The 23,823-nt window shown below is 37.1% G+C and carries 18 protein-coding genes; 11 read left to right on the plus strand and 7 right to left on the minus strand.

Annotated features, from left to right (window positions below; translation table 11 throughout):
* The 4 genes from hemE to hemA are packed head-to-tail and all read right to left on the minus strand — an operon-like array spanning nucleotide 1 to nucleotide 3,864.
* Nucleotides 1–1,026: a uroporphyrinogen decarboxylase gene (hemE, locus tag PXG98_RS04155; protein WP_276389149.1), complete on the minus strand. Its 1,026-nt coding sequence runs from the start codon at nucleotides 1,024–1,026 to the stop codon at nucleotides 1–3.
* Nucleotides 1,027–1,035: 9 nt separating this feature from the next.
* A complete protein-coding gene (locus PXG98_RS04160; protein ID WP_276389150.1) occupies nucleotides 1,036–1,701 on the minus strand; it encodes a uroporphyrinogen-III synthase in 666 nt (221 codons plus the stop codon).
* Between the two features lies 1 nt (nucleotide 1,702).
* Complete coding sequence (hemC, locus tag PXG98_RS04165; protein WP_276389151.1) at nucleotides 1,703–2,611, minus strand: hydroxymethylbilane synthase; 909 nt, start codon at nucleotides 2,609–2,611, stop codon at nucleotides 1,703–1,705.
* Nucleotides 2,608–3,864, minus strand: a complete 1,257-nt coding sequence (hemA, locus tag PXG98_RS04170; RefSeq protein WP_276389152.1) for a glutamyl-tRNA reductase — start codon at nucleotides 3,862–3,864, stop codon at nucleotides 2,608–2,610. Before hemA ends, hemC begins: the two co-directional genes overlap by 4 nt.
* Before the next feature lie 203 nt (nucleotides 3,865–4,067).
* Between hemA and PXG98_RS04175 the strand changes: the two genes are divergently transcribed.
* The gene (locus PXG98_RS04175; RefSeq protein ID WP_276389153.1) at nucleotides 4,068–4,952 is read left to right on the plus strand and encodes a helix-turn-helix transcriptional regulator; all 885 of its coding nucleotides are present in this window, start codon (nucleotides 4,068–4,070) and stop codon (nucleotides 4,950–4,952) included.
* A gap of 43 nt (nucleotides 4,953–4,995) precedes the next feature.
* Entirely contained in the window at nucleotides 4,996–5,760 is a 765-nt protein-coding gene (locus PXG98_RS04180; protein ID WP_276389154.1) for a ThuA domain-containing protein, read from the plus strand.
* On the opposite strand, the gene PXG98_RS04185 is transcribed toward PXG98_RS04180, so the two are convergent.
* Nucleotides 5,738–6,616: an N-acetylmuramoyl-L-alanine amidase-like domain-containing protein gene (locus tag PXG98_RS04185; RefSeq protein WP_276389155.1), complete on the minus strand. Its 879-nt coding sequence runs from the start codon at nucleotides 6,614–6,616 to the stop codon at nucleotides 5,738–5,740. The genes PXG98_RS04180 and PXG98_RS04185 overlap by 23 nt on opposite strands.
* A 219-nt stretch (nucleotides 6,617–6,835) precedes the next feature.
* Here PXG98_RS04185 and hemH point away from each other — a divergent pair, with 219 nt between their 5' ends.
* Together hemH and PXG98_RS04195 are read left to right on the plus strand one after the other, a co-directional pair.
* Complete coding sequence (gene hemH, locus PXG98_RS04190) at nucleotides 6,836–7,873, plus strand: ferrochelatase (RefSeq protein ID WP_276389156.1); 1,038 nt, start codon at nucleotides 6,836–6,838, stop codon at nucleotides 7,871–7,873.
* A 110-nt stretch (nucleotides 7,874–7,983) separates the two neighbouring features.
* Nucleotides 7,984–9,366 carry an MATE family efflux transporter gene (locus PXG98_RS04195; protein ID WP_276389157.1) on the plus strand — a complete coding sequence of 461 codons (1,383 nt, stop codon included), beginning with the start codon at nucleotides 7,984–7,986 and terminating at the stop codon, nucleotides 9,364–9,366.
* 13 nt (nucleotides 9,367–9,379) lie between these two features.
* On the opposite strand, the gene PXG98_RS04200 is transcribed toward PXG98_RS04195, so the two are convergent.
* Nucleotides 9,380–10,267 carry a bestrophin family protein gene (locus PXG98_RS04200; protein ID WP_276389158.1) on the minus strand — a complete coding sequence of 296 codons (888 nt, stop codon included), beginning with the start codon at nucleotides 10,265–10,267 and terminating at the stop codon, nucleotides 9,380–9,382.
* 246 nt (nucleotides 10,268–10,513) lie between these two features.
* On the opposite strand from PXG98_RS04200, the gene PXG98_RS04205 reads away from it, so the two are divergent.
* The 7 genes from PXG98_RS04205 to PXG98_RS04235 all read left to right on the plus strand — a co-directional run bounded on the left by PXG98_RS04205 (nucleotide 10,514) and on the right by PXG98_RS04235 (nucleotide 22,385).
* The gene (locus PXG98_RS04205; protein ID WP_276389159.1) at nucleotides 10,514–13,645 is read left to right on the plus strand and encodes a glycosyl hydrolase; all 3,132 of its coding nucleotides are present in this window, start codon (nucleotides 10,514–10,516) and stop codon (nucleotides 13,643–13,645) included.
* Between the two features lie 26 nt (nucleotides 13,646–13,671).
* Nucleotides 13,672–16,797: a WD40/YVTN/BNR-like repeat-containing protein gene (locus tag PXG98_RS04210; protein ID WP_276389160.1), complete on the plus strand. Its 3,126-nt coding sequence runs from the start codon at nucleotides 13,672–13,674 to the stop codon at nucleotides 16,795–16,797.
* Nucleotides 16,798–16,801: 4 nt separating this feature from the next.
* The gene (locus PXG98_RS04215; RefSeq protein ID WP_276389161.1) at nucleotides 16,802–17,353 is read left to right on the plus strand and encodes a CopD family protein; all 552 of its coding nucleotides are present in this window, start codon (nucleotides 16,802–16,804) and stop codon (nucleotides 17,351–17,353) included.
* Nucleotides 17,354–17,468: 115 nt separating this feature from the next.
* Nucleotides 17,469–18,890, plus strand: coding sequence for a sensor histidine kinase (locus tag PXG98_RS04220; RefSeq protein WP_276389257.1), 1,422 nt, complete (start codon nucleotides 17,469–17,471; stop codon nucleotides 18,888–18,890).
* Between the two features lie 7 nt (nucleotides 18,891–18,897).
* A complete protein-coding gene (locus tag PXG98_RS04225; RefSeq protein ID WP_276389162.1) occupies nucleotides 18,898–19,680 on the plus strand; it encodes an enoyl-CoA hydratase/isomerase family protein in 783 nt (260 codons plus the stop codon).
* A gap of 23 nt (nucleotides 19,681–19,703) precedes the next feature.
* The gene (locus tag PXG98_RS04230; RefSeq protein WP_276389163.1) at nucleotides 19,704–21,251 is read left to right on the plus strand and encodes a hypothetical protein; all 1,548 of its coding nucleotides are present in this window, start codon (nucleotides 19,704–19,706) and stop codon (nucleotides 21,249–21,251) included.
* Nucleotides 21,252–21,302: 51 nt separating this feature from the next.
* Nucleotides 21,303–22,385 (plus strand): PA0069 family radical SAM protein, encoded by a 1,083-nt coding sequence (locus tag PXG98_RS04235; RefSeq protein WP_276389164.1) that lies wholly within the window; start codon nucleotides 21,303–21,305, stop codon nucleotides 22,383–22,385.
* A 28-nt stretch (nucleotides 22,386–22,413) separates the two neighbouring features.
* Here the strand turns inward: PXG98_RS04235 and PXG98_RS04240 are convergent, their stop codons facing one another.
* Nucleotides 22,414–23,823: a Gfo/Idh/MocA family protein gene (locus PXG98_RS04240; RefSeq protein ID WP_276389165.1), complete on the minus strand. Its 1,410-nt coding sequence runs from the start codon at nucleotides 23,821–23,823 to the stop codon at nucleotides 22,414–22,416.

Raw genomic sequence — 23,823 nt, forward strand, 5'->3', positions numbered from 1 at the left:
TTAAGAATATTCTTTCACAGCATCAATAAATGCTTTGGCATTTTCTACAGGAATATTTGGTAAAATACCATGTCCTAAGTTAACGATATAGCGGTCTTTTCCAAAGTCATTAATCATCGCTGTAACCATCTTTTTAATGTCGGCTGGTGGTGAAAGAAGCCTCGCTGGATCAAAATTCCCTTGAAGGGTAATTTTGCCTCCTGTTAGATATCTTGCATTCTGGGCGGAACAAGTCCAATCTATTCCTAAGGCAGAGGCTCCAGAATTAGCCATATTTCTAAGTGCAAACCAGCAGCCTTTGCCGAAAACAATGACCTTTGTATCTTCCTTTAAAGCATCTACAATTTGCTGTATATAGTGCCATGAAATTGTTTGGTAGTCTTCAGGAGACAACATTCCTCCCCAAGAATCAAAAATTTGTACGGCATTGACTCCTGATTTCACTTTCGATTTTAAATAAGAGATGGTAGTATCTGTTATTTTTTGCAAAAGTATTTTCGCTGCTTCTGGATTTGTAAAACAGAAGGCTTTTGCTTTGTCGAAATTTTTACTGCCTTGTCCCTGTACACAATAGCAAAGAATGGTCCAAGGGGATCCGGCAAAACCTATTAATGGGATTTCATTATTAAGTTTTTCTTTGGTCATGGTTATGGCCTGCATAACATAGTCTAGCTCTTTTGTTACATCAGGAACTATAACCTCTTCCGCCTCTTTTAGGCTTCGTATGGGATTGGGCAGAAAGGGTCCAAAATCTGGCTTCATTTCAACCTCAATCCCCATTGCTTGAGGAATAACTAGAATGTCACTAAAGAGTATAGCCGCATCCATGCCATACCTGCGAATTGGTTGCACGGTGATTTCAGAAGCGAGTTCGGGAGTCCGACAACGAGTAAAAAAATCGTACTTCTCCTTTATTTTCATAAATTCTGGCAAATACCTTCCAGCCTGTCTCATCATCCAAACCGGAGGTCTGTCCACAGATTCTCCATCTAGTGCTCTTAAAAATAGATCGTTTTTAATGTTCATCTCCCCTTATTAATTTTTTAGATAGTTTATTAATTCAATGATTAAATTTTCTTTAGTGGGTTTTTTTGCCACCTTTATTTCGCCACCTTTCTTTTGAGCTTCTTTAGCAGTAGTAGACCCAATACAAAATGCAATACTGTTTTCTAAGTTATTTAACCTTGTATAACTCTCAACACCACTAGGGCTATAAAAAAGGACTATATCAAAATTGGACGTGAAGGATAATACATTTAAGTGTGTTTTATAGACTACAATTTCTTTAAGTGCTATTGAACTATTTTTTAAGAGTTTTGGCAATTCTTCCCTGCGCATATTTCCGCAGAAATACAAAAAGGATAAAGAAAAATAGTTGGCAACAATATTTTCAGCTAAAGTTTTACTGTTATCGGAACAGGCAACAACATGAAAATTATTCCTTTCTAATAAAACCTTGGTCTTGGAACCAACACAAAAACATTTATATCTAATCGCTTGATAGTCTTTTGAATTAGGGTTTTTCAGAAATGCCTCCACAGCATTTTGGCTAGTGAATATTAGATTTACAAATGACGAATTCCATGTAAAATCTAAATACTCAATTTCAATAGCATCGTATTCTTGATATTCCGCACCTACATCAATTATGCGTCTTTGATACATTTCAGACAAGCTTCTTGTAGATAGTATTTGAATCATTTTACAGTTGCTCCTTTACCTCTTGCATTAGTTCTTTACCTCCGTTTTGTAGTGCCTCCTGCGCCCAAAATATACCTTGATTTTCAGCTTCAGATGCAGGAATAGATTTCTTGATAGAGATGCTTTTTCTCCCATCTAAAGACAACAAAATACCTTCAAAAGATATTTCATTCCCTGAAATGGAAGCAAGGGCTCCAATTGGGGCAGTACAACCTCCTTCAAGTTCTCTTAGAAAATCCCTTTCAAGTTTTGCACAAACTTCGGTAGCCGGGTCGTTTAAGGTTTTGACAAGGGCATTTAGGGCTTCATCCTGTATCTTCGAGGCAATCATCACAATTCCTTGTGCTGGTGCCGGTACCATCCAATTTAAGACTTTATGATTTTCTGGTAAAACGTCTATTCGTTGTAAACCTGCGGTTGCAAAAATGGCCGCATCCCAATTATTATCCTTGAATTTTTTTAGCCTTGTATTTACATTCCCTCTCAGATTTACTACCTCATGTTTTGGATATCTTTTTAGCCATTGGGCCTTCCTTCTTAAGCTGCCAGTTGCTACAAGGCCATTGCCGTTTAGAAAGTCTAATCCTTTATGTACAATAAGGTCTCTAGGATTACCTCTTTTTAATACGGCAGTTTGTTGTACACCCAAAGGTAGTCTTGTGGGAACATCTTTCATTGAATGCACCGCCAAATCAATTTTATTGGTCAGTAGTGCCACGTCTAAGGTTTTGGTAAAAATCCCAGTAATCCCCATGTCGTACAGGGGTAGATTTAATTCTAAATCTCCATCTGACTTTACAGGAATTAAGACTGTTTTATACCCTTTTTTCTGAAGTTGGTTTTGAACATTTTGGGCCTGCCAAATGGCCAGAGCACTATCACGAGTGCCAATTCTTATGACTTGGCTCATTCTTTAGCTAATTCTATTTGGAATACTTTTTGAATAAGTTCCAGACTGTCTTCCGCATCATTTTTGGGATCCTTAAAATGGTTCGCGAACTGTGTAGTGATTTTTTGAATTATTCTTTCAGAAATTATATCTGCGTGTTCCGTATTAAAATTAGAAATCTTTTTGGACTGAAAATCTAATTCTTCTTCTTTAAAAGACTTTAATTTGGTTTTAAGTGCTTTAATTACGGGTGCAAATTTTCTTGTCTCTAACCACTGGTTAAATTCCGTTTTTATTTCTTGAATAATTATTTCGGCCTGCGGAATAAATGCTTTTCTTCTCTCTAAAGTTTCATCCGTAATTTGCGAAAGGTGGTCTAGATGTATAAGAGTAACATCTTCAAGCTCTTTTACAGAATCATCTACGTTTTTAGGTATAGATAGATCAAGAATCAGTAAGGGTTTGCGATTGTAGATTAGCTCTTTGGTAATGGTTGGATGGGGAGCGCCTGTTGCTACAATGAGAACATCAGATTTTCTTATTTCAGCCTGAAGATCCCCGAAATCCTCCACTTTTAAACTAAACTTTCCAGCGATTTTTTCTGCCTTATCCTTGGTTCTGTTAATTAAGGTAATATGTGGATGACTTGTATGTTTCACTAGATTCTCACAAGTATTTCTACCTATTTTTCCTGTGCCAAAGAGAAGGATATTTTTATTGGAAATATCGGAAATATTTTTCAAGATATATTGCACAGAGGCAAAGGCAACTGAAGTGGCCCCTGAAGATATCTCGGTTTCATTTTTAATCCTCTTACTTGCCTGAATAACAGAATTAACAAGTCTTTCTAAAAAATGACTAGTAAGACCGTGGGTTTTGGAAAGTGCAAAACTTCTTTTTAATTGACTAATAATTTCAAAATCTCCTAATATCTGACTATCTAAGCCAGTACCCACCTTAAACAAATGATCTATGGCTTCCTGGTTTTTATGTATATAGGCAACATTTTGAAATTCTTCAACCGTCCCTTTAGAATAGTCACATAGTAATTTGATTAACTGAAAAGGATGCTGCGCAAACCCATGCAATTCCGTTCTATTGCAGGTTGATACAGCTAATAAACCATCTATTCCCAATAATTTAGCCTCTGCTAAAATAGCATTGATGCTATCGGTGTCAAGGCTAAATTTTCCCCTTAGCGTTGCGTCTGCCATTTTATAACTTAGACCTACGGAATAAAAGGAATTGTGTTTGGAGATATTATACCTCTTCATATAATTTATTATGAGCTCAAAAATAAGTGCATCTTACCTATAAAAATAACGCTAGAAGGGCAATATATGTCGAAGGAAGTGATTTTCACCTAATTTTGACTGTAAAACTGAGAAAACCATTATATTTAGGGGGGTTATTATAGGATTGTCTAATTTAATTTAGAAAGATTCTAAATAGATAAGGAATAAAAATGTTGGGAAAGATGCTAAAAAATATCGCTGAAGGTTCTAAGGACGAAGTAGTTATTGAGGATGACTTTTACATTCTTAAATTACAAAATGAAACTTCTGTAAATCAAAAAGTTACGCGAAAAATAGACCGTACTTTCATTCAATTTCATTTTTGCCTGAAAGGCCAGGCTAAGTTTATTTTTAACCAGGGGAATTATGCCTTAGATATAGCTGAAGAAACCTCTTTATTATTGTATAATACTAATCTGGATTTACCTTTAAATTTAGAATTAGGTTCCAATTCATGGCTTATTTCCGTGATAATGACACTAAAAAGATTTCACTCTTTGTTTAGCAGCGAGGCAGGTTTTATCCCATTTCTTGCAGGAGAAGGCCGGGATCAGAAGTATTATGCCCAAGAAGTTGTTACTCCGGCAATAGCTGTTGTATTAAGTCAGATTATCAATTACAACCTCAATTCGTCTATCAAGACCCTTTTTGTTAAGGCAAAGGTTTATGAGCTTATGGCCCTTTATTTTAATAAAAGTGAAGATGCAGATATAGAGCAATGTCCGTTTTTAGTTGACGAAGAGAATATTAAACGAATTAAAATGGCTAAAGAGATTATGATTACAAGAATGGCAGAGCCGCCTACATTAAAAGAGTTGTCAGACGAGATTGGGCTATCCTTAAAGAAGCTAAAAGAAGGCTTTAAGCAAGTTTACGGGGAGCCTGTCTTTAGTTTCTTATTTGACTATAAGATGGATTATGCCAGGAAAATGTTAGAATCTGGGCGGTTTAATGTTAGCGAGGTTGGTCATAGGATAGGTTATAGTACTCCTAGTCATTTTATTGCCTCGTTTAAAAAGAAGTACGGTACTACTCCTAAGAAGTATTTGATATCTCTTGGTTTGTAATAAAGAAAATTATTTACATTTAACAACACTAAAAGTACTAACTATGAGAACTTACTTTACACTTATCATTGCTGTTTTACTTGGAAACTCTCTGTTAGCTGAACCAGTTCAGGCCTCTTCAGCCATAACAGATGAAATAGAATCGGCCCCGGCACAAATATTAGTTTATACCAAAACTCTAGGATATCGGCACAAGTCCATAGAAAAAGGTGTAAAGACTTTGAAAGAACTAGGCAAAAAAAATAATTTTCAGATTACACAGACGGAGGATTCTCTTCAGTTTAACTTGAAAAATTTAGAGAAGTATCAATTGGTAATATTCCTAAGCACTACTATGGATGTCTTAGGTGCGGAGCAGGAAAAGGCCTTCACAGATTATATACGAGGAGGCGGAAGCTTTATGGGGATTCATGCCGCGGCAGATACAGAATATGAATGGCCATGGTACGGGAAACTAGTAGGGGCTTATTTTGAAAGTCACCCCAATGATCCGAACGTTCGTGAAGCAAGTATGAATATGGTAGACAAGAATCACGCTTCTACAAAACATTTGGACGATATATGGACCAGGTCTGATGAATGGTATAATTATAAAAATATCAATCCTGATCTTAAGGTATTAATATTTCTAGATGAGTCTACCTATGAAGGTGGAACTAACGATGATTTTCATCCTATAGCCTGGTATCACGAATTTGAAGGCGGTCGAAGCTTTTATACAGGAGGAGGTCATACAAAAGAATCTTTTGATGAGCCAGCCTTCCAAAAACATCTACTTGGAGGCATTAATTATTGTCTGGGGAGGTAAAGAACTTATTTATAGCCTCACTACTTGGTCTGGCAACCATTATTCCAGTATTGTTTTTTACAGTCTTTAAATATTCTGTTAATGGACTTTCTGTGATAGTTACTTTTCCAGAAGAAGAAGCATGTAAAAGGTGTAGCCGTTTGTCTTCTATAAATATGGCCAGTCCAGTATGCGTAATATCGAGCCCATCTATGGAGGTGGTCAGGGCTATTATATCCCCATCTTTGATCTTTTCCTCATTTTCTTTGATATTTTCAGCTCGAATAATCCATATGGCTTTCTGACTAAGAACTTTCTCAATGGCTTCTATTTTTTGAAAGTTTAAGTCATCCGTCAGAAAAGGATAAAGATCTCTATGAGTACTCATAAAATCTATACTTTTCAGAGATTTCTCCCCCCCTATATCCTTGGTAATATCTTTAACAAATCCTTTTTTTTCGTTATTGGCAATCCAGTCTGAAAAATAGTGTAATCTGGAAGCATAACCATCTAATACCCCATCACGATATCTTACACTTTCCAAAACCTTTGTAAAGGTTTCGAAATCTGATTTACCCGTGTAATTCATTAGGCTTAGTGCTAAGACATTCTCAACATAGGTAGTACAGTCCAAACCATGAAAATTCACTACTAGGGTCTCTTTTTGTCCAACTTCAAGGGTCTTGGCCACATAAGGAGTCTCCAAAAAGGATAAACCTACGAACTTCACAAACTCTCCAAAAGAATCTGCATTTATGGTTTGAAAGTCTGTTATCTTTTTTTTAAATAATTCCTTGTCTTGAATTGTGCAAACAACTTCTTGTGAAAAAATCACGGAGGCAGACAGGAAGAAGAAACACAATAGAAAGCCTTTCATAATAAATGTTTGTCAAAAATAAGCAAATCACGGATAAGATTTTCAGTTTAGCTTTAAGACTGTCGCTTTTCATAGTTTATAGCATATAACTACCATTTAGAAGAGAGAGTTTACTTTATAAGTATACTTTATGGTAACATTAGAAAAGTATAGACATAAAACGGTTTTTGTTTTATATCAAATAGTATTTTTGTTTTTTGAATTCCTAAGCGAAGATATATGAAAGGTGTTTTATTAGTAAACTTAGGCTCTCCGGATAGCCCTACTGCAAAAGATGTAAAACCATATCTTGATGAATTTTTAATGGACGAGAGAGTAATAGATGTTCCCAAATTACTGAGAAATCTTTTGGTGAGGGGGATTATTTTACAAACAAGACCAAAAAAATCTGCTGAAGCATATGCCAAAATTTGGTGGGAGGAAGGATCACCTCTTATTGTACTTTCTGAGCGCTTTACTGAAAAAGTTGAAAAGCATTCTTCCCTACCAATAGCACTTGGCATGCGATATGGTTCAATGGATATCAAGAGTGCTCTTGGAGAACTACATAAGAATGGTGTAAATGAAATACTACTGGTACCTTTGTATCCCCATTATGCCATGTCTTCCTATGAAACTGTAGTTGTGAAAACAATGGAGGTTCAAGGAGAATTTTACCCCGATATTAAACTTACTACCCTTCCCGCATTTTCTAAGAACAGCCATTACATCGAAGTGTTTTCTAATCATTTAAGAGAAAATTTAAAGGGTTTTGACTATGATCATTTATTGTTTTCCTATCACGGAATTCCAGAAAGACACATTCGAAAATCAGACCCAACAAGGTTCCATTGTAGAATAAATAGTACTTGTTGTACTGCCAATTCTGTAGCGCACAATACCTGTTATAGACATCAATGCTATAACCAAACGTCCAACGTAGTGAAAAAACTTGGTCTTTCTAAAGATAAGGTAAGCACTTCTTTTCAGTCGAGACTCGCTGGAGACCCTTGGTTAAAACCTTATACTGATTTTGAGTTTGAAAGACTTGCAAAATCTGGGGTACGGAAACTAGCTGTAGTAACACCTGCTTTTGTAAGTGATTGCTTAGAAACATTGGAGGAGATTGCAATGGAAGGAAAGGAGCAATTTCTAGAGGCTGGGGGGAGCGAATATATACACATACCCTGTCTTAACGATAGTGATCCTTGGGTTTCACTTATGGTTAAGTGGATAGAGGAATGGAATACATCGGGAGCACTTCCAATGGTTAATTAGGATATAACCTCTTAATTAAACAGGCTATTTTACTGATTGTTAGCCATAAAAGTGGCTTGAGTTACGCAGCCTTAATATTAAGCTCCTTCATAAAACGCAGAACATTTAATATGGCTAAAGTATCCGCAGAACAACTAGGAAATGAACCAATAGGCCCCCTGCTTATTTCACAAGCCGTACCTGCCTCAATAGGTATTTTGGTTATGTCCCTGAATATATTAGTAGATACTATATTCGTTGGAAATTGGATTGGGTCTATTGCAATTGCAGCGATTAATGTAGTCTTACCAGTATCTTTTTTCATTGCGGCATTGGGTATGGCCATTGGTATTGGAGGCAGTAGTGTCATCTCTAGGGCTTTAGGTGCAGAAAATAAAGAAAAGGCACTTAAAACCTTTGGGAATCAGATAACGCTTACCTTGCTAGTAACCATAACTATGGTGCTTCTCGGACTTTATTTTGTAGATAGTCTTATTCCAACTTTTGGCGGTAAAGGAGCGATTTTTGATCCGGCGAAAACCTATTATATAATTGTCCTTTACGGGGTTCCTTTTTTAGCCCTTTGCATGATGGGAAATACGGTTATTAGGGCAGAAGGCAAACCTAAGTTCGCCATGATTGCTATGATTATTCCTTCCCTTGGAAACCTTTTTTTGGACTACTTGTTTATTTATGTATTTGATTGGGGGATGGCTGGTGCAGCATGGGCTACAACGGCAGGATATCTAATGTGTTTCGGCTATATCCTATACTTTTTCCTTTCTAATAATTCTGAATTAAAACTTCGTCTCCACCATTTTATATTAAATGGGAGAATACTAAAGGAGATAAGCGCCCTTGGAGTAGTTACCTTGTCTAGACAGGCAGTTACTAGTATAACCTATTTACTAATGAATAATATTCTATTTTCCTTGGGAGGAGAACCTATGGTGGCAGTATATGCTATTATTGGAAGGATGCTAATGTTTGCTCTCTTTCCGGTTTTTGGAGTAACCCAAGGGTTTCTGCCGATAGCGGGTTTTAACTATGGTGCCAAGAAGTTTCAACGAGTTAGACAGTCTATTAAAATTGCAATTATGTATGCAGCCTTGGTGGCAACCGTAGTATTTCTCATATTAATGGTTTTTCCCTTTCAGATTACCTCCTTGTTCCTGGGAAATTCAGATAATATGTCTGCTTTAGATGTAGAGACTAATGCTTTTATTTTAGAGCATGCACCAAAAGCAATGCGATGGGTATTTGCAGCTACGCCCATTATTGCCTTTCAACTTATTGGAGCGGCATATTTTCAGGCCATAGGAAAGGCCATACCAGCGCTACTTCTAACTCTATCTAGACAGGGCTTTTTCTTTATACCTTTGATTTTAACCTTACCCTATTATTTTGGAGAGACTGGGGTGTGGATCTCTTTTCCAATTGCAGATGTTTTGGCCACTATTGTCACCGTCTTATACCTTAGAATGGCTGTAAAAAATGAGCTGCAGACAGACTAATGAATCCTTTTTATCACATTATGTAAAATCTCTTGGGCTCTAGAGGTTTTGGCAGTTCTTCTTCATTCAATATCTCCTTAATATTAATTTCAATAGCCCTTGCGATACTAGTCATAGCAGTATCCGTAGGTCTGTTTTCAAAAGGATCTTGAATGGTAAATGCTATCTTTTCAAGCATAAAAAACGGGATGGAGATTAGCACCAAGAGAGGAATTTCAAGAAAACCATAAATATCCTCAAGGGATAAAGATAAAAGGCCTAAGAAGATATAGATAAAAAAGTGTAATACATTTCTATACGTTCTTGGAAAAACAGTATTTTTTATTCTTTCGGCCTTGCCCATAGACGCCGTTAACCGGACCAAGGTACTGTCTATTTGTACTTGCTGATAGGCGTTAAGTTGTATATTCTTGGATAATTGTCGCAAATCTTCACTCTGAAGGTCTAATAGGGCCAATGGAATATGCTGTTTTTTAGATATGCTATGAAATTCATCTGGAGCAATAAAATCCTTTATCATTGAAGTAATCTCAACTTTGCGCAGGTATTGTCCAAGGGCATAGCACCAGGCTATTTGTCTATAAGACATTTTTGAAAGGATAGAATTTGACGGGTCTTCAGCAAAACTCTTTACTTGTAATACAAGGCTCCTGGAATCATTGACAATAGAACCCCAGATTTTTCTGGCCTCCCACCAACGATCATAAGACTGGGCCAGTTTAAAAGAAAGAAGAAGGGCAATTGCAGTGCCGAGAAAAGTTCCTATTGCTATGGGGACATCTATATTTACAACGTATAATTTGAAAAAGTATACCCCAAGAGAAAAAAACATTACAATTAATAAGTCCCATCTTACTTCCTTGGCCCAATACCTAATGGGGATGCTTTTTTCGAGTATCATATCAACAATAATTTAATTAGTTTGGACTAAAGATATGCGGTTTCTAATATATCAAAAATCTTTTTGAATCTTTCAGCCAAACAAATTCATTTATAATATCGTGAAGCAAACTGGATTGAAGCTACAATATAATAGTTTAAGGGACATCTAAATTCACCAAAAAAGCATTTTTTAAGCCTTTAAATAAAACGCTGTTTTCACTTCTTTTCCCTACATTTAGGTCGACTAATTCGAAAAGTGAATAGAATGATAAAAAACGGACTTCTGCTTCCCCTAATTGGTGCTTTTCTTTTTACTGGAAGTATTTTAAAAGCACAGAACACTAAATCCAAAAAACAGAGCACAAGTGAGTATCCTAAAGAGCTCTATTCAAACTTAGAATATCGATTAATAGGCCCTTTTAGAGGTGGTAGGTCTGCTGCAGTTACAGGAGTCCCCGGAGAACCCAATCTTTTTTATTTTGGCGCTACTGGGGGAGGAGTTTGGAAAACTACAAATGGGGGTAGAAGTTGGGAAAATATTTCTGATGGTTTTTTTGGCGGTAGTATTGGAGCTGTAGAGGTCTCCAAAAGCGATCCAAATGTAATTTACGTAGGGGGGGGAGAAAAGACGCTTAGAGGAAATGTTTCTTCTGGGTATGGAATGTGGAAAACTGAGGATGCTGGTAAATCTTGGAAAGCCTTAGGTTTAAGTCAGAGCAGGCATATTCCAAGAATAAGGATACACCCATCAAACCCAGATATAGTCTACGCTGCAGTCTTGGGGAATATCTATAAACCTAGTAAGGACAGGGGCGTATATAAAAGTATTGACGGCGGACTCACATGGGAAAAGACCCTTTTTGTCAACGAACAGGCTGGGGCTGTTGATTTGGTTATGGATCCCAATAATCCGCGAATACTCTATGCTTCTACCTGGAGGGCGCAAAGAACGCCGTATAGCTTAAGCAGCGGAGGCGAAGGGTCGGCCTTATGGAAGAGTACAGATAGCGGGGAAACTTGGCAAGAAATCTCCTTAATGGAGGGTTTTCCAAAGGATACCTTAGGGATAATTGGTGTAGCGGTTTCTCACAAAAATTCTAATAGAGTTTGGGCCATTGTAGAGAACAAAGACAATGGGGGGTTATATCGAAGCGATGACGGAGGCCATCGGTGGGCATTGGTAAATCAGGAGCGTAAATTGAGACAAAGAGCTTGGTACTATACCAGATTGTATGCGGATACGGAAGATGTAAATACCGTGTATGTTCTAAACGTACGCTACCATAAATCCACAGATGGAGGAAAAACGTTTGGCACCTTCAATGCACCACATGGTGATCATCATGATTTATGGATTGCACCGGAAAACTCAAATCGAATGATTATTGGAGATGATGGCGGGGCTCAGATATCCTATGATGGAGGGGATACTTGGAGTACCTATTATAACCAGCCTACAGCGCAGTTTTACAGAGTAACTACAGACAACGATTTTCCGTATAGAATTTATGCCGCTCAACAAGATAATTCTACCGTTAGAATACGCCATCGATCTGACGGGGAGTATATAGGCGAAAATGATTGGGAGTCTACTGCAGGGGGAGAATCTGCTCATATTGCCGTAGACCCATTGAACAATAATATCGTTTATGGGGGTAGTTATGGGGGCTATTTAACAAGAGTAAATCACGAAAAGAATACTTCGAGGGCGATTAATGTTTGGCCCGATAACCCTATGGGCTATGGAGCAGAAGGAATGAAATATCGGTTTCAATGGAATTTCCCAATTATTTTTAGCAGACATAATCCCAAAAGAATTTATACTTTTTCAAATCATGTGCATATGTCCGAGAATGAAGGAGAAAGTTGGGAATTGCTAAGTGAAGATCTTACACGAAACGATTCTACAAAATTGGTTTCAAGTGGCGGACCTATTACACAAGACAATACTGGAGTAGAGTATTATTGCACCATATTTGCTGCAAATGAAAGCCCTCTCAAGGAAGGAATTCTATGGGTGGGAAGTGATGATGGTCTTATCCATATTACTAAAAATGGAGGACAAACCTGGGAAAATATTACACCTCCAAATCTTCCAGAATGGAGTATGATAAATAGTGTTGAACCCTCCGCTTTTAACGAAGGCACTTGTTATGTAGCCGCCACCAGATATAAAATGGGCGATTTTAAACCGTATTTATACAAGACAGAAGACTATGGCAAAAGTTGGAGCAAAATAGTAAATGGGATTGCAGAAGAACATTTTACCAGGGTAATAAGAGAAGATCCAAAACAAGAGGGTCTTTTATATGCCGGAACGGAAACAGGAATGTATATCAGTTTTAATAATGGTTCTGATTGGAAAAAGTTCCAACTAAACCTACCCATCGTTCCCATAACAGATTTAACGGTTAAAGAAAATAGTTTAATTGTCGCAACTCAGGGTAGAAGTATTTGGATTTTAGATGATTTAACGGTTTTACATCAGTTAGAATCCGCAGGAAATTCAGAAATAGTTCTTTTTAAACCAAAAGATTCTTATAGAACAAAAGGTGAAGTTGGAAAAACTGTATCTCTTGTTGCAGGGCAGAATCATCCAAATGGTGTTTCTACACATTTTTATCTGAAGCAATGGAATGAAAAAGACACACTGAGTCTAACATATATGACCCAATCAGGAGATACTTTGGCTAGTTTTAACAGCAGTTCAAAGGAGGACGATAAAAAACTTAAAGTTAAAAAAGGAGGAAATACTCATATTTGGGATACTAGGGCAGATGGAGCAGAGAAATTAGACGGGATGATATTATGGTCTGCAAGTTTAAGTGGTCCAAAGGCCGTTCCCGGAACGTATCAAGTTTCTTTACATTGGAATGGCGAAGAAAAAAAGCAATTGTTTACCATCTTGGCAGATCCAAGAGCTGAGGTCACAGTAGAAGAGATGCAAAAGCAGTTTGACTTTATAAATGAAGTAAATGGTACTGTTAATAGAACACACCAGTCAATAAAAAGAATTCGGAAAATAAATTTACAATTAGAGACTTTTACTAAGCAGTATGAGGACACGCCTGCAACAGCAAATTTGGTTACTACGGCTAAGGAGATGAAAAAAAATTTGGAAGAAATAGAAAAAGCCTTATACCAAACAAAGAATAGAAGCCCTCAGGATCCATTAAATTTCCCGATACGTTTAAACAATAAACTTGCACATCTAAATAATTTGGTCGCAAGAGATGATTTCCCTCCAACAGAACAAGACTTGCAGGTCAAAGAAGAGTTAACCTTAAAAGTAAATGAACAACTTAGCAAGTTTGAGGAGATGATCGACAATGAAGTGGAAAGTTTCAATAAAGAATTTAATGCCTTGAATTTAAACTATCTTTTTATTGAAAAGTAGCATATTGTTTTAACAAAATTTTCATTATGAATAAAATAGCCATATCCGGAATATTTTTTTGCTTTTTATTTTTGGGGATTGCCCAAGATGCAGATTCTTATTTTGAACCACTTAAATTTAGAAATATTGGACCCTTTCGTGGCGGCAGATCTGTTTCTGCAGTCGGAGTACCTTCAGATCCTCTTACCTATTATATGGGTACTACAGGGGGAGGTTTGTGGAAAACTACCGATGCAGGACAAATTTGGTCAAATATCTCTGATGGATTTTTTGAAACAGGTTCTGTAGGTGCGGTTGCCGTTTCTCCTTCAAGTCCTAATATTGTCTACTGCGGTATGGGAGAACATGCTCCACGTGGGGTTATGACTTCTTATGGAGATGGAATTTACAAGTCATTAGACTCAGGGAAAACATGGAAAAAAGTAGGGCTTACCAAGACACAGCATATTTCCCGAATCTTAATTGACCCAACTAATCCCGATATAGTTTATGTAGCAGCACAGGGAGCTTTATACGGACCAAACGAAGATCGAGGAGTGTTTAAAACTACTGACGGCGGAGAGACATGGGAGAAGGTATTATTTGTTAATTCGCTTACAGGATGTTCGGAACTTTCCATGGATGCTAATTCTCCTGAAACCTTATACGCGGCAATGTGGGAACATCAAAGAAAGCCTAACAAGGTTATAAGTGGTGGTAAAGGAAGTGGCCTTTATAAATCTGTAGACGGAGGAAAAAATTGGTTTCAAATACACAATGGACTTCCAAAGGAAAAGGGAAAAATGGCAATTGCAGTTTCGGCTGCCAACTCAGACAAAGTTTTTGCTCTAATTGAGAGCGATACAAATAAAGATCAAGGGGGGTTGTTTGTATCTGACAATGGTGGAGATTCCTGGGAAATGGTTAGTGGGGATAATAGATTGGTTCAACGTGCTTGGTACTATATCGAAGTTTTTTTGGACCCTAATAATGAAAATGTCGTTTACGTGCTAAGTGCCTCGGCTTACAGATCTATAGATGGCGGTAAAACTTGGAAAGAGATTACGGGGACTCATGGAGACTATCACGACTTGTGGATTAACCCAAATAACTCGGATAATATGATTATTGCCGATGATGGAGGTGCAGCTATAAGTTTTGACTTCGGGAAAAATTGGTCTAGACAAGACAATATGCCAACGGCACAGTTCTACCGAATTAACACAGACAATTTGTTTCCCTATAATATTTATGGAGGGCAGCAAGACAATACTTCAGTAAAAATTGCCAGTCTTTCAGTTGGACGGGGGAGTATATCTCAGCAAGATTGGACCTATGCCGCCGGAGGTGAGAGTGCATTCTTAGCTTTTGATCCAGACAATCCAAGATATGTGATGGGGGGCAATTATTTGGGTACGATTGAGATTTTGGATATGGAGACAAAAGCCGAAACAAAAATAATGGAGGCTCCTATTCAGTACCTTGGGAGAGCCGCAAGAGACATGAAGTATCTTTTTAATTGGAGTGCCCCAATTATTTGGTCTAAACACGAACCTGATACATTTTATCATTGCGCACAAATGGTTCTAAGGACTAGAGATAAAGGCCTTAATTGGGAAGAGATTTCTCCCGATCTAACAAGAAATATGGACGAAAAGCAAGGTTTGGGAGGAGGGCCTTATACGAACGAAGCAGTAGGAGCCGAAAACTATGGGACCATAGCATATATTATAGAATCACCCGCAGAAAAGGGTGTGTTTTGGACAGGTAGTGATGACGGATTGGTACATATAACAAAAAATGGAGGCGAAACATGGGAGAATGTTACTCCAAAGGGTTTGGAAGAATGTTTGATTAATTCAATAGAAATTTCTCCTCATGATCCGGCAACGGCGTATATAGCCACTACAAGATATAAGTTTAACGATTATAGACCTGGGCTTTACAAAACCACAAACTATGGAAAAAGTTGGCAAAAAATTAGCGAAGGAATACCAGAAGGTTCTTTTACGAGAGTTATTAGGGAAGATGTAGTCAGAAAAAATCTACTTTATGCAGGTACAGAAAAAGGGTTATACGTTTCCTTTAATGCCGGACAAAGCTGGGAACCTCTTCAATTAAACCTGCCAATAACACCAATCACAGATTTAAAACTTCATCAAGGAGATTTAATTGTAGCCACTTCTGGAAGATCTTTTTGGATTTTGGACGACCTTACCCCTCTTCAGAAATACAACTCCAAACAGAACGAACTTTATTTATATGTAACTAAGAAAACCTATAATGGTACCTGGAGAAGTCCAATGACTGAAAATTCTAATTCTTTTGATGGGAAGGACTCTTTTGAAGGGATAAATCCGGCCAATGGGATAGCTCTTTTTTATCATCTTCCAAAAATAGCCGATTCAACAGAGGTAGTATTACGTATTGAAGATGGCCAAGGAAGAGAAATTCGTCGTTTTAGCAGTATTCCAAACTCCGACTACAAGCCAAATAATGGAGGTGGACCTCCTCCGGCACCAAAACTTTCTAAAATGACAGGTTTAAACAGGTTTGTTTGGGATATGAGACATCCAATATTACCAGGAATACCTGACACGTACATTGAAGCAGACTTTAGAGGACACAGGGCGCCGCCAGGAACATACAAATTTAGTCTAATGGTCGGGGATAATGCAGTGAGCGCAGAGGGAGAAATAGTCCAAACTCCGGGATGGAGCCTTCGCGAACAACAATATAGTGAGCATGATATTTTTATGAGCGAAATGGAAGAGAGCCTCACGGAAATGCATCAATTAACGAATAAATTATATGATGTAAACGTGCAGCTAAATCAACTTCTTGACAATCTAAAGGATAGTGAAACAAAGCAAAAAGGGATTGCCTTGGCTAAGGAATTGAAAAGTTGGGATAAAAAAATGATTCAACGTAAATCAAAAGCCTATGACGATGTTGAAAATTTTCCAAATAAGTTTACTGCAGAGTATTTGTTTTTAATCAATCAAACGGATAGCCCAATACCAATTCTAAATACTTCAAATATAGAGAGAAGACAGGTGCTAGATAAACAATGGAATATTTTACGAAAAGAAGCCATGTCCTTTTTAAATTCGGGAATTCCAGAGTTTAATAAAAAACTATGGGATTTAGGAATAGGGGCAATCAGATATTAACGTTTTGGAACAGTATTACAACTATATTAAAGCCCTACACCTAATTTTTGTAATTACGTGGTTTGCTGGATTGTTTTATATTCCACGTCTTTTTATTTATCATATAGAATCATCCTTAAAAACATCTCCTGAGAAGGAAATTTTAGGTAATCAGTTTAAGCTTATGGAGAAAAGGCTTTGGTATATAATTACATGGCCCTCTGCCTGTTTAGCTACTATTTTTGCAATTTGGCTGTTGGTAATTGTTCCTGAATGGTTACAGCAACCCTGGATGCATATTAAATTGTCCTTTGTTGTGCTTTTGATTTTTTATCATTTAAAAACACACCAAATGTTCCTTGAACTGCAAAAGGACAAGATTAGGTATTCTTCTAAATTCATGAGAATTTGGAATGAAGGTGCCACTTTAGCGTTGTTTGCGATTACATTTTTAGTAATTCTTAAGGGAACTTTTAATTGGATTTATGGAATTGCAGGTTTGTTTACCCTAGTTATCCTATTAGCATTAGGGATTCGTTTGTATAAAAAAATACGCGAGAAAAAGCCTGAAGCTTAAAAGCTATTAGGACCCAAATAATACTGATGCTTTGGCCTGATTATTGTTATCTTTAATTCCAAATTGGAAATTCTTGTTTAAGAAACTCTCTTTAAGGTCGCGCATTTTTGTTACCATGATTCTCTTGGTATTGATTGCTTCTATATTGATAGCAGGGGTTACTATTTATCAGTACAGGGAACAGTCTAATGACTACCACCAAATAAGACTAGAGCGAAAAGAGGCTCAAATAAAGCAAAGTATAGCTTATACATTACAAAAGACTACCTATCCAATTACTACCGACAATTTGGCTTTAATTTTTAGAGATGATATCTATAGGATAGCTGATGTGCAGAATGTAAACTTCAATATATATGACTTACAAGGAAATCTAATAAAAAGCTCAAAGCCACGTTTTCGGAACGATTCAATTAACTCTCATCTAAAAAAAGAGATATTAGACCATGTTGCCGAATCTTCTAATAAGAGGTATGTCTTCGATGATACTGAAGCTGGGGATAAGTATCAGGCTTCCTTCACCTATATAACTGATGAAAAGTTTAAGCCAATAGGGATTTTGAATATTCCCTATTACGAGGACAATTCGTTCAATGATATGGAACTCAAAGAGTTTTTAATGCGCTTAGCAGTGGTTTATTTGTTTATGCTGGTTTCCGCTATCGTTTTTGCCTATTTTATTTCTAAATATATCACCCGTTCTCTTCAAACTATCTCGGATAAACTATCTACTACGGATATAAATAGAACAAACGAAAAGATATTTATTGAAAATCCCGGGCATGAAATTGGTAAATTAATAGATTCATATAATGCTATGATCGACGAGTTAGAGCTCAGTGCAGTAAAACTAGCACGAAGTGAGAGAGAACAGGCTTGGAGAGAAATGGCGAGACAGGTTGCACACGAAATCAAAAACCCTCTAACCCCTATGCGCCTAAGTGTCCAAAGTTTTGAACGCAAGTTTAATCCTGAGGACCCTGAGATAACTATCAAGGTAAAAGAGTATTCGAATACTTTGATACAACAAATAGATACGATGAGCAGTATTGCATCTGCTTTTTCGAATTTTGCAGAAATGCCAGCACAGCAGAACGAAGATATCAATGTAATTAATATAGTAAAACTAGCCGTAGATATATTTAATGAAAAATATATACATTTCACGGCAAAAGAGGAAGAGATAACGGCCGAGTTAGATAGAACACAGTTAATACGGGTTATAACTAATTTAGTTAAAAATGCAATTCAAGCCGTTCCAGATGTGGTGGACCCAAGAATATTAGTTTCTGTCTCATCCATGGAGGATAAGGTTCAAATAACAGTTGCTGATAACGGAATTGGAATTCAGGACGATGTAAAGGCTAAAATTTTCGAACCAAAATTTACCACTAAAACCAGTGGAATGGGATTGGGGTTGGGAATGGTCAAAAATATAGTTGAAACCTACGGAGGTTCTATTGATTTTACCTCTCAACCGAAGAAGGGAACTGTTTTTACTGTTCGATTTCCAAAGAAAAGCAAAATACACAAATAAAATACCCATGACCTATACATCCATCGAAGTTCATACAGACTACCCAACGGCAACTATTACCATAAATCGCCCTGCTAAGTTAAATGCATTAAACAAAGAAACTATTAAGGAATTAAGTAAGGCCTTAAAGAAATTAGATGAGAATAACCGTATTAGAGTAATACTTATTACCGGTAAAGGGGAAAAAGCTTTTGTTGCAGGAGCTGATATATCCGAATTCTCAGACTATTCTGTAAAACAGGGGAAGGAGCTATCCGCCAAGGGTCATAAGTCGTTATTCGATTATATTGAAAATTTGGGTACTCCGGTTATTGCACTAATTAATGGTTTTGCCCTGGGAGGAGGCTTAGAATTGGCTATGGCATGTCATTTTAGAATTGCAAGTACCAATGCAAAAATGGGACTGCCAGAAGTTTCTTTAGGTGTAATTCCTGGCTATGGAGGCACCCAAAGACTTCCACAATTAATAGGTAAGGGGAGAGCCTTAGAGTTGATAATGACCGCTAATATGATAGACGCCCATAGGGCAAAAGAGATTGGATTAGTAAATCATGTGGTACCTATGGAAGAACTCCTAGAAAAAGGTCTAAAGACTGCAAATTCTATTTCTAAAAATTCACCTGTCGCAATTTCTTATGCAATAAAAGCAGTAAATGCCGGTTTTAATCATAATATGAATGGTTATAAAACTGAGATTGATGCTTTTGGCGATTGCTTTGGAACCAAAGATTTCAAGGAAGGTACTCAGGCATTTTTGGGGAAACGCAAAGCGGATTTCCCAGGAGTTTAGATGGCCAAAATTCTTTATTTCTAATGAACTTAAAGCTGTGTATTACCCTATTTTTTGCGATTTCACTTACTTACGGACAAGATACTCCTGTAGATTATAATTTTGGTGAAAAATATCCGGATAGATATAAGTATTCTAACTTAGTTACAATTTCTGATGACGGTTATGGCGGAAGTATCTTGGTAAGATCATATTTTACAGGAATGATTCTTAAACCTAAAGGTTATTTTATAGAACATTATGATAGCGATCTAAAGTTAGTAGAGGAATATAATCTAAAACTCAAAGGGCCCGAGTTTATTAATGGCTATGTTGCAAATGGACAGTTGTATATGCTATTTCTGGATTATAATGAAGTCTCTGCCAGCTATGATTACTTGGCTTACAGAAGCCCAATTTCGGATTTTAATTTTACCGTAGATAAAATCCTTTCCATAGCTTCCTTGCAAGTAGATGATCCATATGATCATAATTATTATAACAGGGATTTTAACCGTGGGTTTACAACAACTGCTTTATTCGATGAATCCAATTCGGGATTTGTAATCAGCACACACTTTAAAAAGGGAAAAACGAATAAACATTTCATATATGCTTTTAACTCCTCCCTAAAGAAAATTTTTGAAAAAGACTTTTCAGATGCTATTGAAAACAAAAATTACGCTTTCGAGAGTATGGCGTTTTCTTCAGATCTTACCAAAACATTTATAATCGCAAAAGCTTACTTTACAAAAAAAAGGTTTAAAGCAGAGGAAAGAAAGTTTCAGTATGAATTAATAAAAGTAGACTCTAAGGGTTACAAAACAAAAGTTTTTGATGTTGATAACAAATATTCTGAAGCCCTAAAACCTGTTTTATACGAGACGGATTTGTATTGTGTCGGATTTTATGCCAATCGAAAAGACAATCGATATAACGGAGTTTCTTTTTTTAAAATGAATCCGAACACCTTAGATATTTCAATTTTTAAATACAATCCCTTTTCAGATCAATTCATGAATGATAAGTTTGGGAAAGAGAACGCAGAGCAGGTAAAAAATCTTGTTTTTAAGAACGTAAGTTTTACCGAAGACAAATCTATTCTTTTCAATGCGGAAGAGTATTTTGTAACCACAAGTATTCAGGCAAATTCTAGTGGGGGTAGACTAAGGGTCGAAAGATTTCATTATAACGATATTGTAAGTGTAAAATTGAATAGTTCAGGGGAAATGCTTTGGGCAAGAAATATCAATAAATCGGAAGTTACACAGGGAGATGGAGCTTATGCATCCTATAGTTCGCTAAGCAAAAATAATGATACCTTCTTCTTTATAAGTACAGCTTCAGAAAACCCACAATTGTTAAATAATGAAAGACTGGTATTTAAACAAGGATTAAGCAGAAATAGAAATGTTTTTGTGATTCAATTGAATGAAGAAGGAAAGATGAGTTATAAAAAGATAATTGATGATAAAGAGGCTCGACTTCCTTTAATGGTCTCCAAGCCCCTATTGAATTATAAAGAGAATAATCTAATCTTTTACGCTAAAAGGGGAAGTAAAAAACAATTGGTTAATGTTAGCTTAAATTAAATATTCATATTACGGATTTATTCCATAAATTTGGAATAAATCCTATTTAAATTGAAGCCTGATCCATTTGCTAAAGGGCGTGGAGCCCAAAAGAATAGCCTAAACAAATTTCAAAAAGAATTCCATCTATTAGAAAAGTCATTTCAAGAATATTGCCGTTTAGAGGGGGAAGAACTGTCATCTAAACGTACGCAATATCTACCCATATTCCCTAAAACTATTGTCAATAAGGTATTGAGTCCAGATATTCCCTTAGACTACTCTATGAACCCTTATCAGGGTTGCGAACATGGATGTATATATTGTTATGCTAGGAATACTCACGAATACTATGGATATAGTGCAGGACTTGATTTTGAGCAAAAGATATTAATAAAAGAAAATGCTCCCACCTTATTGGAAGAAAAATTAACATCCAAAAACTGGAAGGCAAGCCCTATAGTGCTCTCGGGAAATACAGACTGCTACCAACCTGCAGAAAAGACCTATGAGATTACAAGAGCTTGCCTAGAAGTATTTTTAAAATACAAGCATCCAGTAGGCATTATCACGAAGAACAGTTTGATTTTAAGAGATTTAGATCTTTTAAAAGAATTGGCCCGATACAATTTGGTTTCAGTGGTTATTTCGGTTACCTCCCTGTCTGAATCAACACGAAGAACTTTAGAGCCAAGGACGGCCAGTATTTCCAAAAGACTTAAAACAATTTCTGAATTATCCAAAGAAAATGTTCCCGTTAGTTGTATGCTGGCACCGATTATTCCCGGAATAAACAGCCATGAAATAATGAATATGGCTGAAGCAGTTTCGAAGCAAGGAGCGATAAATTTTGGATACTCTATAGTTAGACTTAATGGCGCTATTGGCGACCTCTTTAAAGATTGGCTGGCCAAGGCGATGCCAAACAAGAAAGAAAAGGTACTTTCTTTAATCGCCTCTTGCCATGGAGGAAGCCTTAAAGATAACAGGTTTGGAATTAGGCATAGAGGAGAAGGTCCTATTGCCGTACAAATTAATGCTATTGCAAAAATTGCAAAGCAAAAGTATTTTAAAGCAGCTAGAACCCCTAAATTAAATACGGCATTGTTCAATAATAATAAAGACCCACAACTAAGTTTGTTTAATGAGCCCTAAGTCAACAAGGTGATAAAATGAGGTTTCCTTAGGTTAGTTCCCATCCTTGGCGATAGGTTCCTTTTACCCACTGATTTGCGAATTTGTAGTTAGTTACTTCCATCTTATCCCCATCCCACAAAATTTTTCTTCTTCCCGGATAATCAAATCCACGACCTCCGCTTTTGGGCTTTTTATACTGGAAAGACTTTATGGCTAAATTTCCCATTAATACGGCTTCTGTGAGGGGTCCCGATTTTTTGAAATCAGATGATGTAGGACTTCCTGTTAAACAGGCATCAACCCAATTTTGTTGATGCCCACCAGTACCTCCCTTAATCCGAAGGTATTTTTCAGGAGGAGGCGAATAGTCTTTCATGCGTTCTGAAGGTAAGAGTCTCGCATTTCTGGAATAGGTGTCACAAATAAGGATACCTTTTGAGCCATAAAAAATACTTCCTCCTCCCGTATCTCCAATGCTCTCATTATCCTTTAAGGCATCCGGTAAGTCTGGCATTAAACCTCCGTCATACCAATTAAGAGCAATATCTCCATGTTCTGGAGTATTAAATTTCAGCCGGACTAAGGAAGATGAAGGACATGAAGCGCTATAGTCTGCTTCTACAAAATCGCCTACCCAATTGGTAGTGCAACTGGCCTCCGCTTCTGTAGGGTACCCCAGATCTAGCACTCCAAAAGGTGTTTCCATGATATGACATCCCATGTCACCTAATGCTCCAGTGCCAAAATCCCACCAACCTCTCCATTTAAATGGGAGATAGGAATTGTTATAATCTCTCAATGCTGCAGGTCCTAGCCAAAGATCCCAATCTAGTTCTTTAGGAATGGCATCGACCTGGGTAGGCAGAGGAATACCCTGAGGCCACACAGGTCTATTTGTCCAACAGTCTACTCTATTAACTTTTCCGATAACACCAGATTCTATCCATTCTTTTGCTTGTCTACTGCCATCGCTGGAAGCTCCCTGATTCCCCATCTGAGTAACTATTCCATTCTCTTTTGCTACTTCGGTCATTAAGCGTGCTTCTGAGATATTATGTGTTAAAGGTTTTTCAACATAGGCGTGCTTTTTTTCTCTCATAAAAGGGAGAGCAATGCTAGCATGGGTATGGTCTGGACTAGCCACCATAATGGCGTCAATTTCACTAAGGTGTAAATCAAAGACTTTGCGAAAGTCTTTGTATTGTTTTGCTTTTCGGTATTTCTTAAAGGTCTTGGCAGCACTGCGTTCGTCAACATCACACATGGCTACAAACTTCACTTTTTTGGTTTTGTTTAGCCCATTAATGACCCCTGCACCCCGACCACCAACACCAAAAGCGGCTATATATAATGTATCGCTTGGAGGGATATGACTCTTGCCCAAAACGTGACTTGGAACTATGGAAAAAACACTGGCGCTTGCAGCCAAATTTTTAACAAACTTTCTTCTTTTCAT

This window comes from Eudoraea chungangensis, from assembly GCF_029360665.1.
Classification (GTDB): domain Bacteria; phylum Bacteroidota; class Bacteroidia; order Flavobacteriales; family Flavobacteriaceae; genus Eudoraea; species Eudoraea chungangensis.

What these genes read in the sequence shown, in the direction of transcription:
- hemE (WP_276389149.1), bottom strand. Translation starts at nt 1,026, where the DNA reads ATGAACATTAAAAACGATCTATTTTTAAGAGCACTAGATGGAGAATCT.
- PXG98_RS04160 (WP_276389150.1), bottom strand. Translation starts at nt 1,701, where the DNA reads ATGATTCAAATACTATCTACAAGAAGCTTGTCTGAAATGTATCAAAGA.
- hemC (WP_276389151.1), bottom strand. Translation starts at nt 2,611, where the DNA reads ATGAGCCAAGTCATAAGAATTGGCACTCGTGATAGTGCTCTGGCCATT.
- hemA (WP_276389152.1), bottom strand. Translation starts at nt 3,864, where the DNA reads ATGAAGAGGTATAATATCTCCAAACACAATTCCTTTTATTCCGTAGGT.
- PXG98_RS04175 (WP_276389153.1), top strand. Translation starts at nt 4,068, where the DNA reads ATGCTAAAAAATATCGCTGAAGGTTCTAAGGACGAAGTAGTTATTGAG.
- PXG98_RS04180 (WP_276389154.1), top strand. Translation starts at nt 4,996, where the DNA reads ATGAGAACTTACTTTACACTTATCATTGCTGTTTTACTTGGAAACTCT.
- PXG98_RS04185 (WP_276389155.1), bottom strand. Translation starts at nt 6,616, where the DNA reads ATGAAAGGCTTTCTATTGTGTTTCTTCTTCCTGTCTGCCTCCGTGATT.
- hemH (WP_276389156.1), top strand. Translation starts at nt 6,836, where the DNA reads ATGAAAGGTGTTTTATTAGTAAACTTAGGCTCTCCGGATAGCCCTACT.
- PXG98_RS04195 (WP_276389157.1), top strand. Translation starts at nt 7,984, where the DNA reads ATGGCTAAAGTATCCGCAGAACAACTAGGAAATGAACCAATAGGCCCC.
- PXG98_RS04200 (WP_276389158.1), bottom strand. Translation starts at nt 10,267, where the DNA reads ATGATACTCGAAAAAAGCATCCCCATTAGGTATTGGGCCAAGGAAGTA.
- PXG98_RS04205 (WP_276389159.1), top strand. Translation starts at nt 10,514, where the DNA reads ATGATAAAAAACGGACTTCTGCTTCCCCTAATTGGTGCTTTTCTTTTT.
- PXG98_RS04210 (WP_276389160.1), top strand. Translation starts at nt 13,672, where the DNA reads ATGAATAAAATAGCCATATCCGGAATATTTTTTTGCTTTTTATTTTTG.
- PXG98_RS04220 (WP_276389257.1), top strand. Translation starts at nt 17,469, where the DNA reads ATGATTCTCTTGGTATTGATTGCTTCTATATTGATAGCAGGGGTTACT.
- PXG98_RS04225 (WP_276389162.1), top strand. Translation starts at nt 18,898, where the DNA reads ATGACCTATACATCCATCGAAGTTCATACAGACTACCCAACGGCAACT.
- PXG98_RS04230 (WP_276389163.1), top strand. Translation starts at nt 19,704, where the DNA reads ATGAACTTAAAGCTGTGTATTACCCTATTTTTTGCGATTTCACTTACT.
- PXG98_RS04240 (WP_276389165.1), bottom strand. Translation starts at nt 23,823, where the DNA reads ATGAAAAGAAGAAAGTTTGTTAAAAATTTGGCTGCAAGCGCCAGTGTT.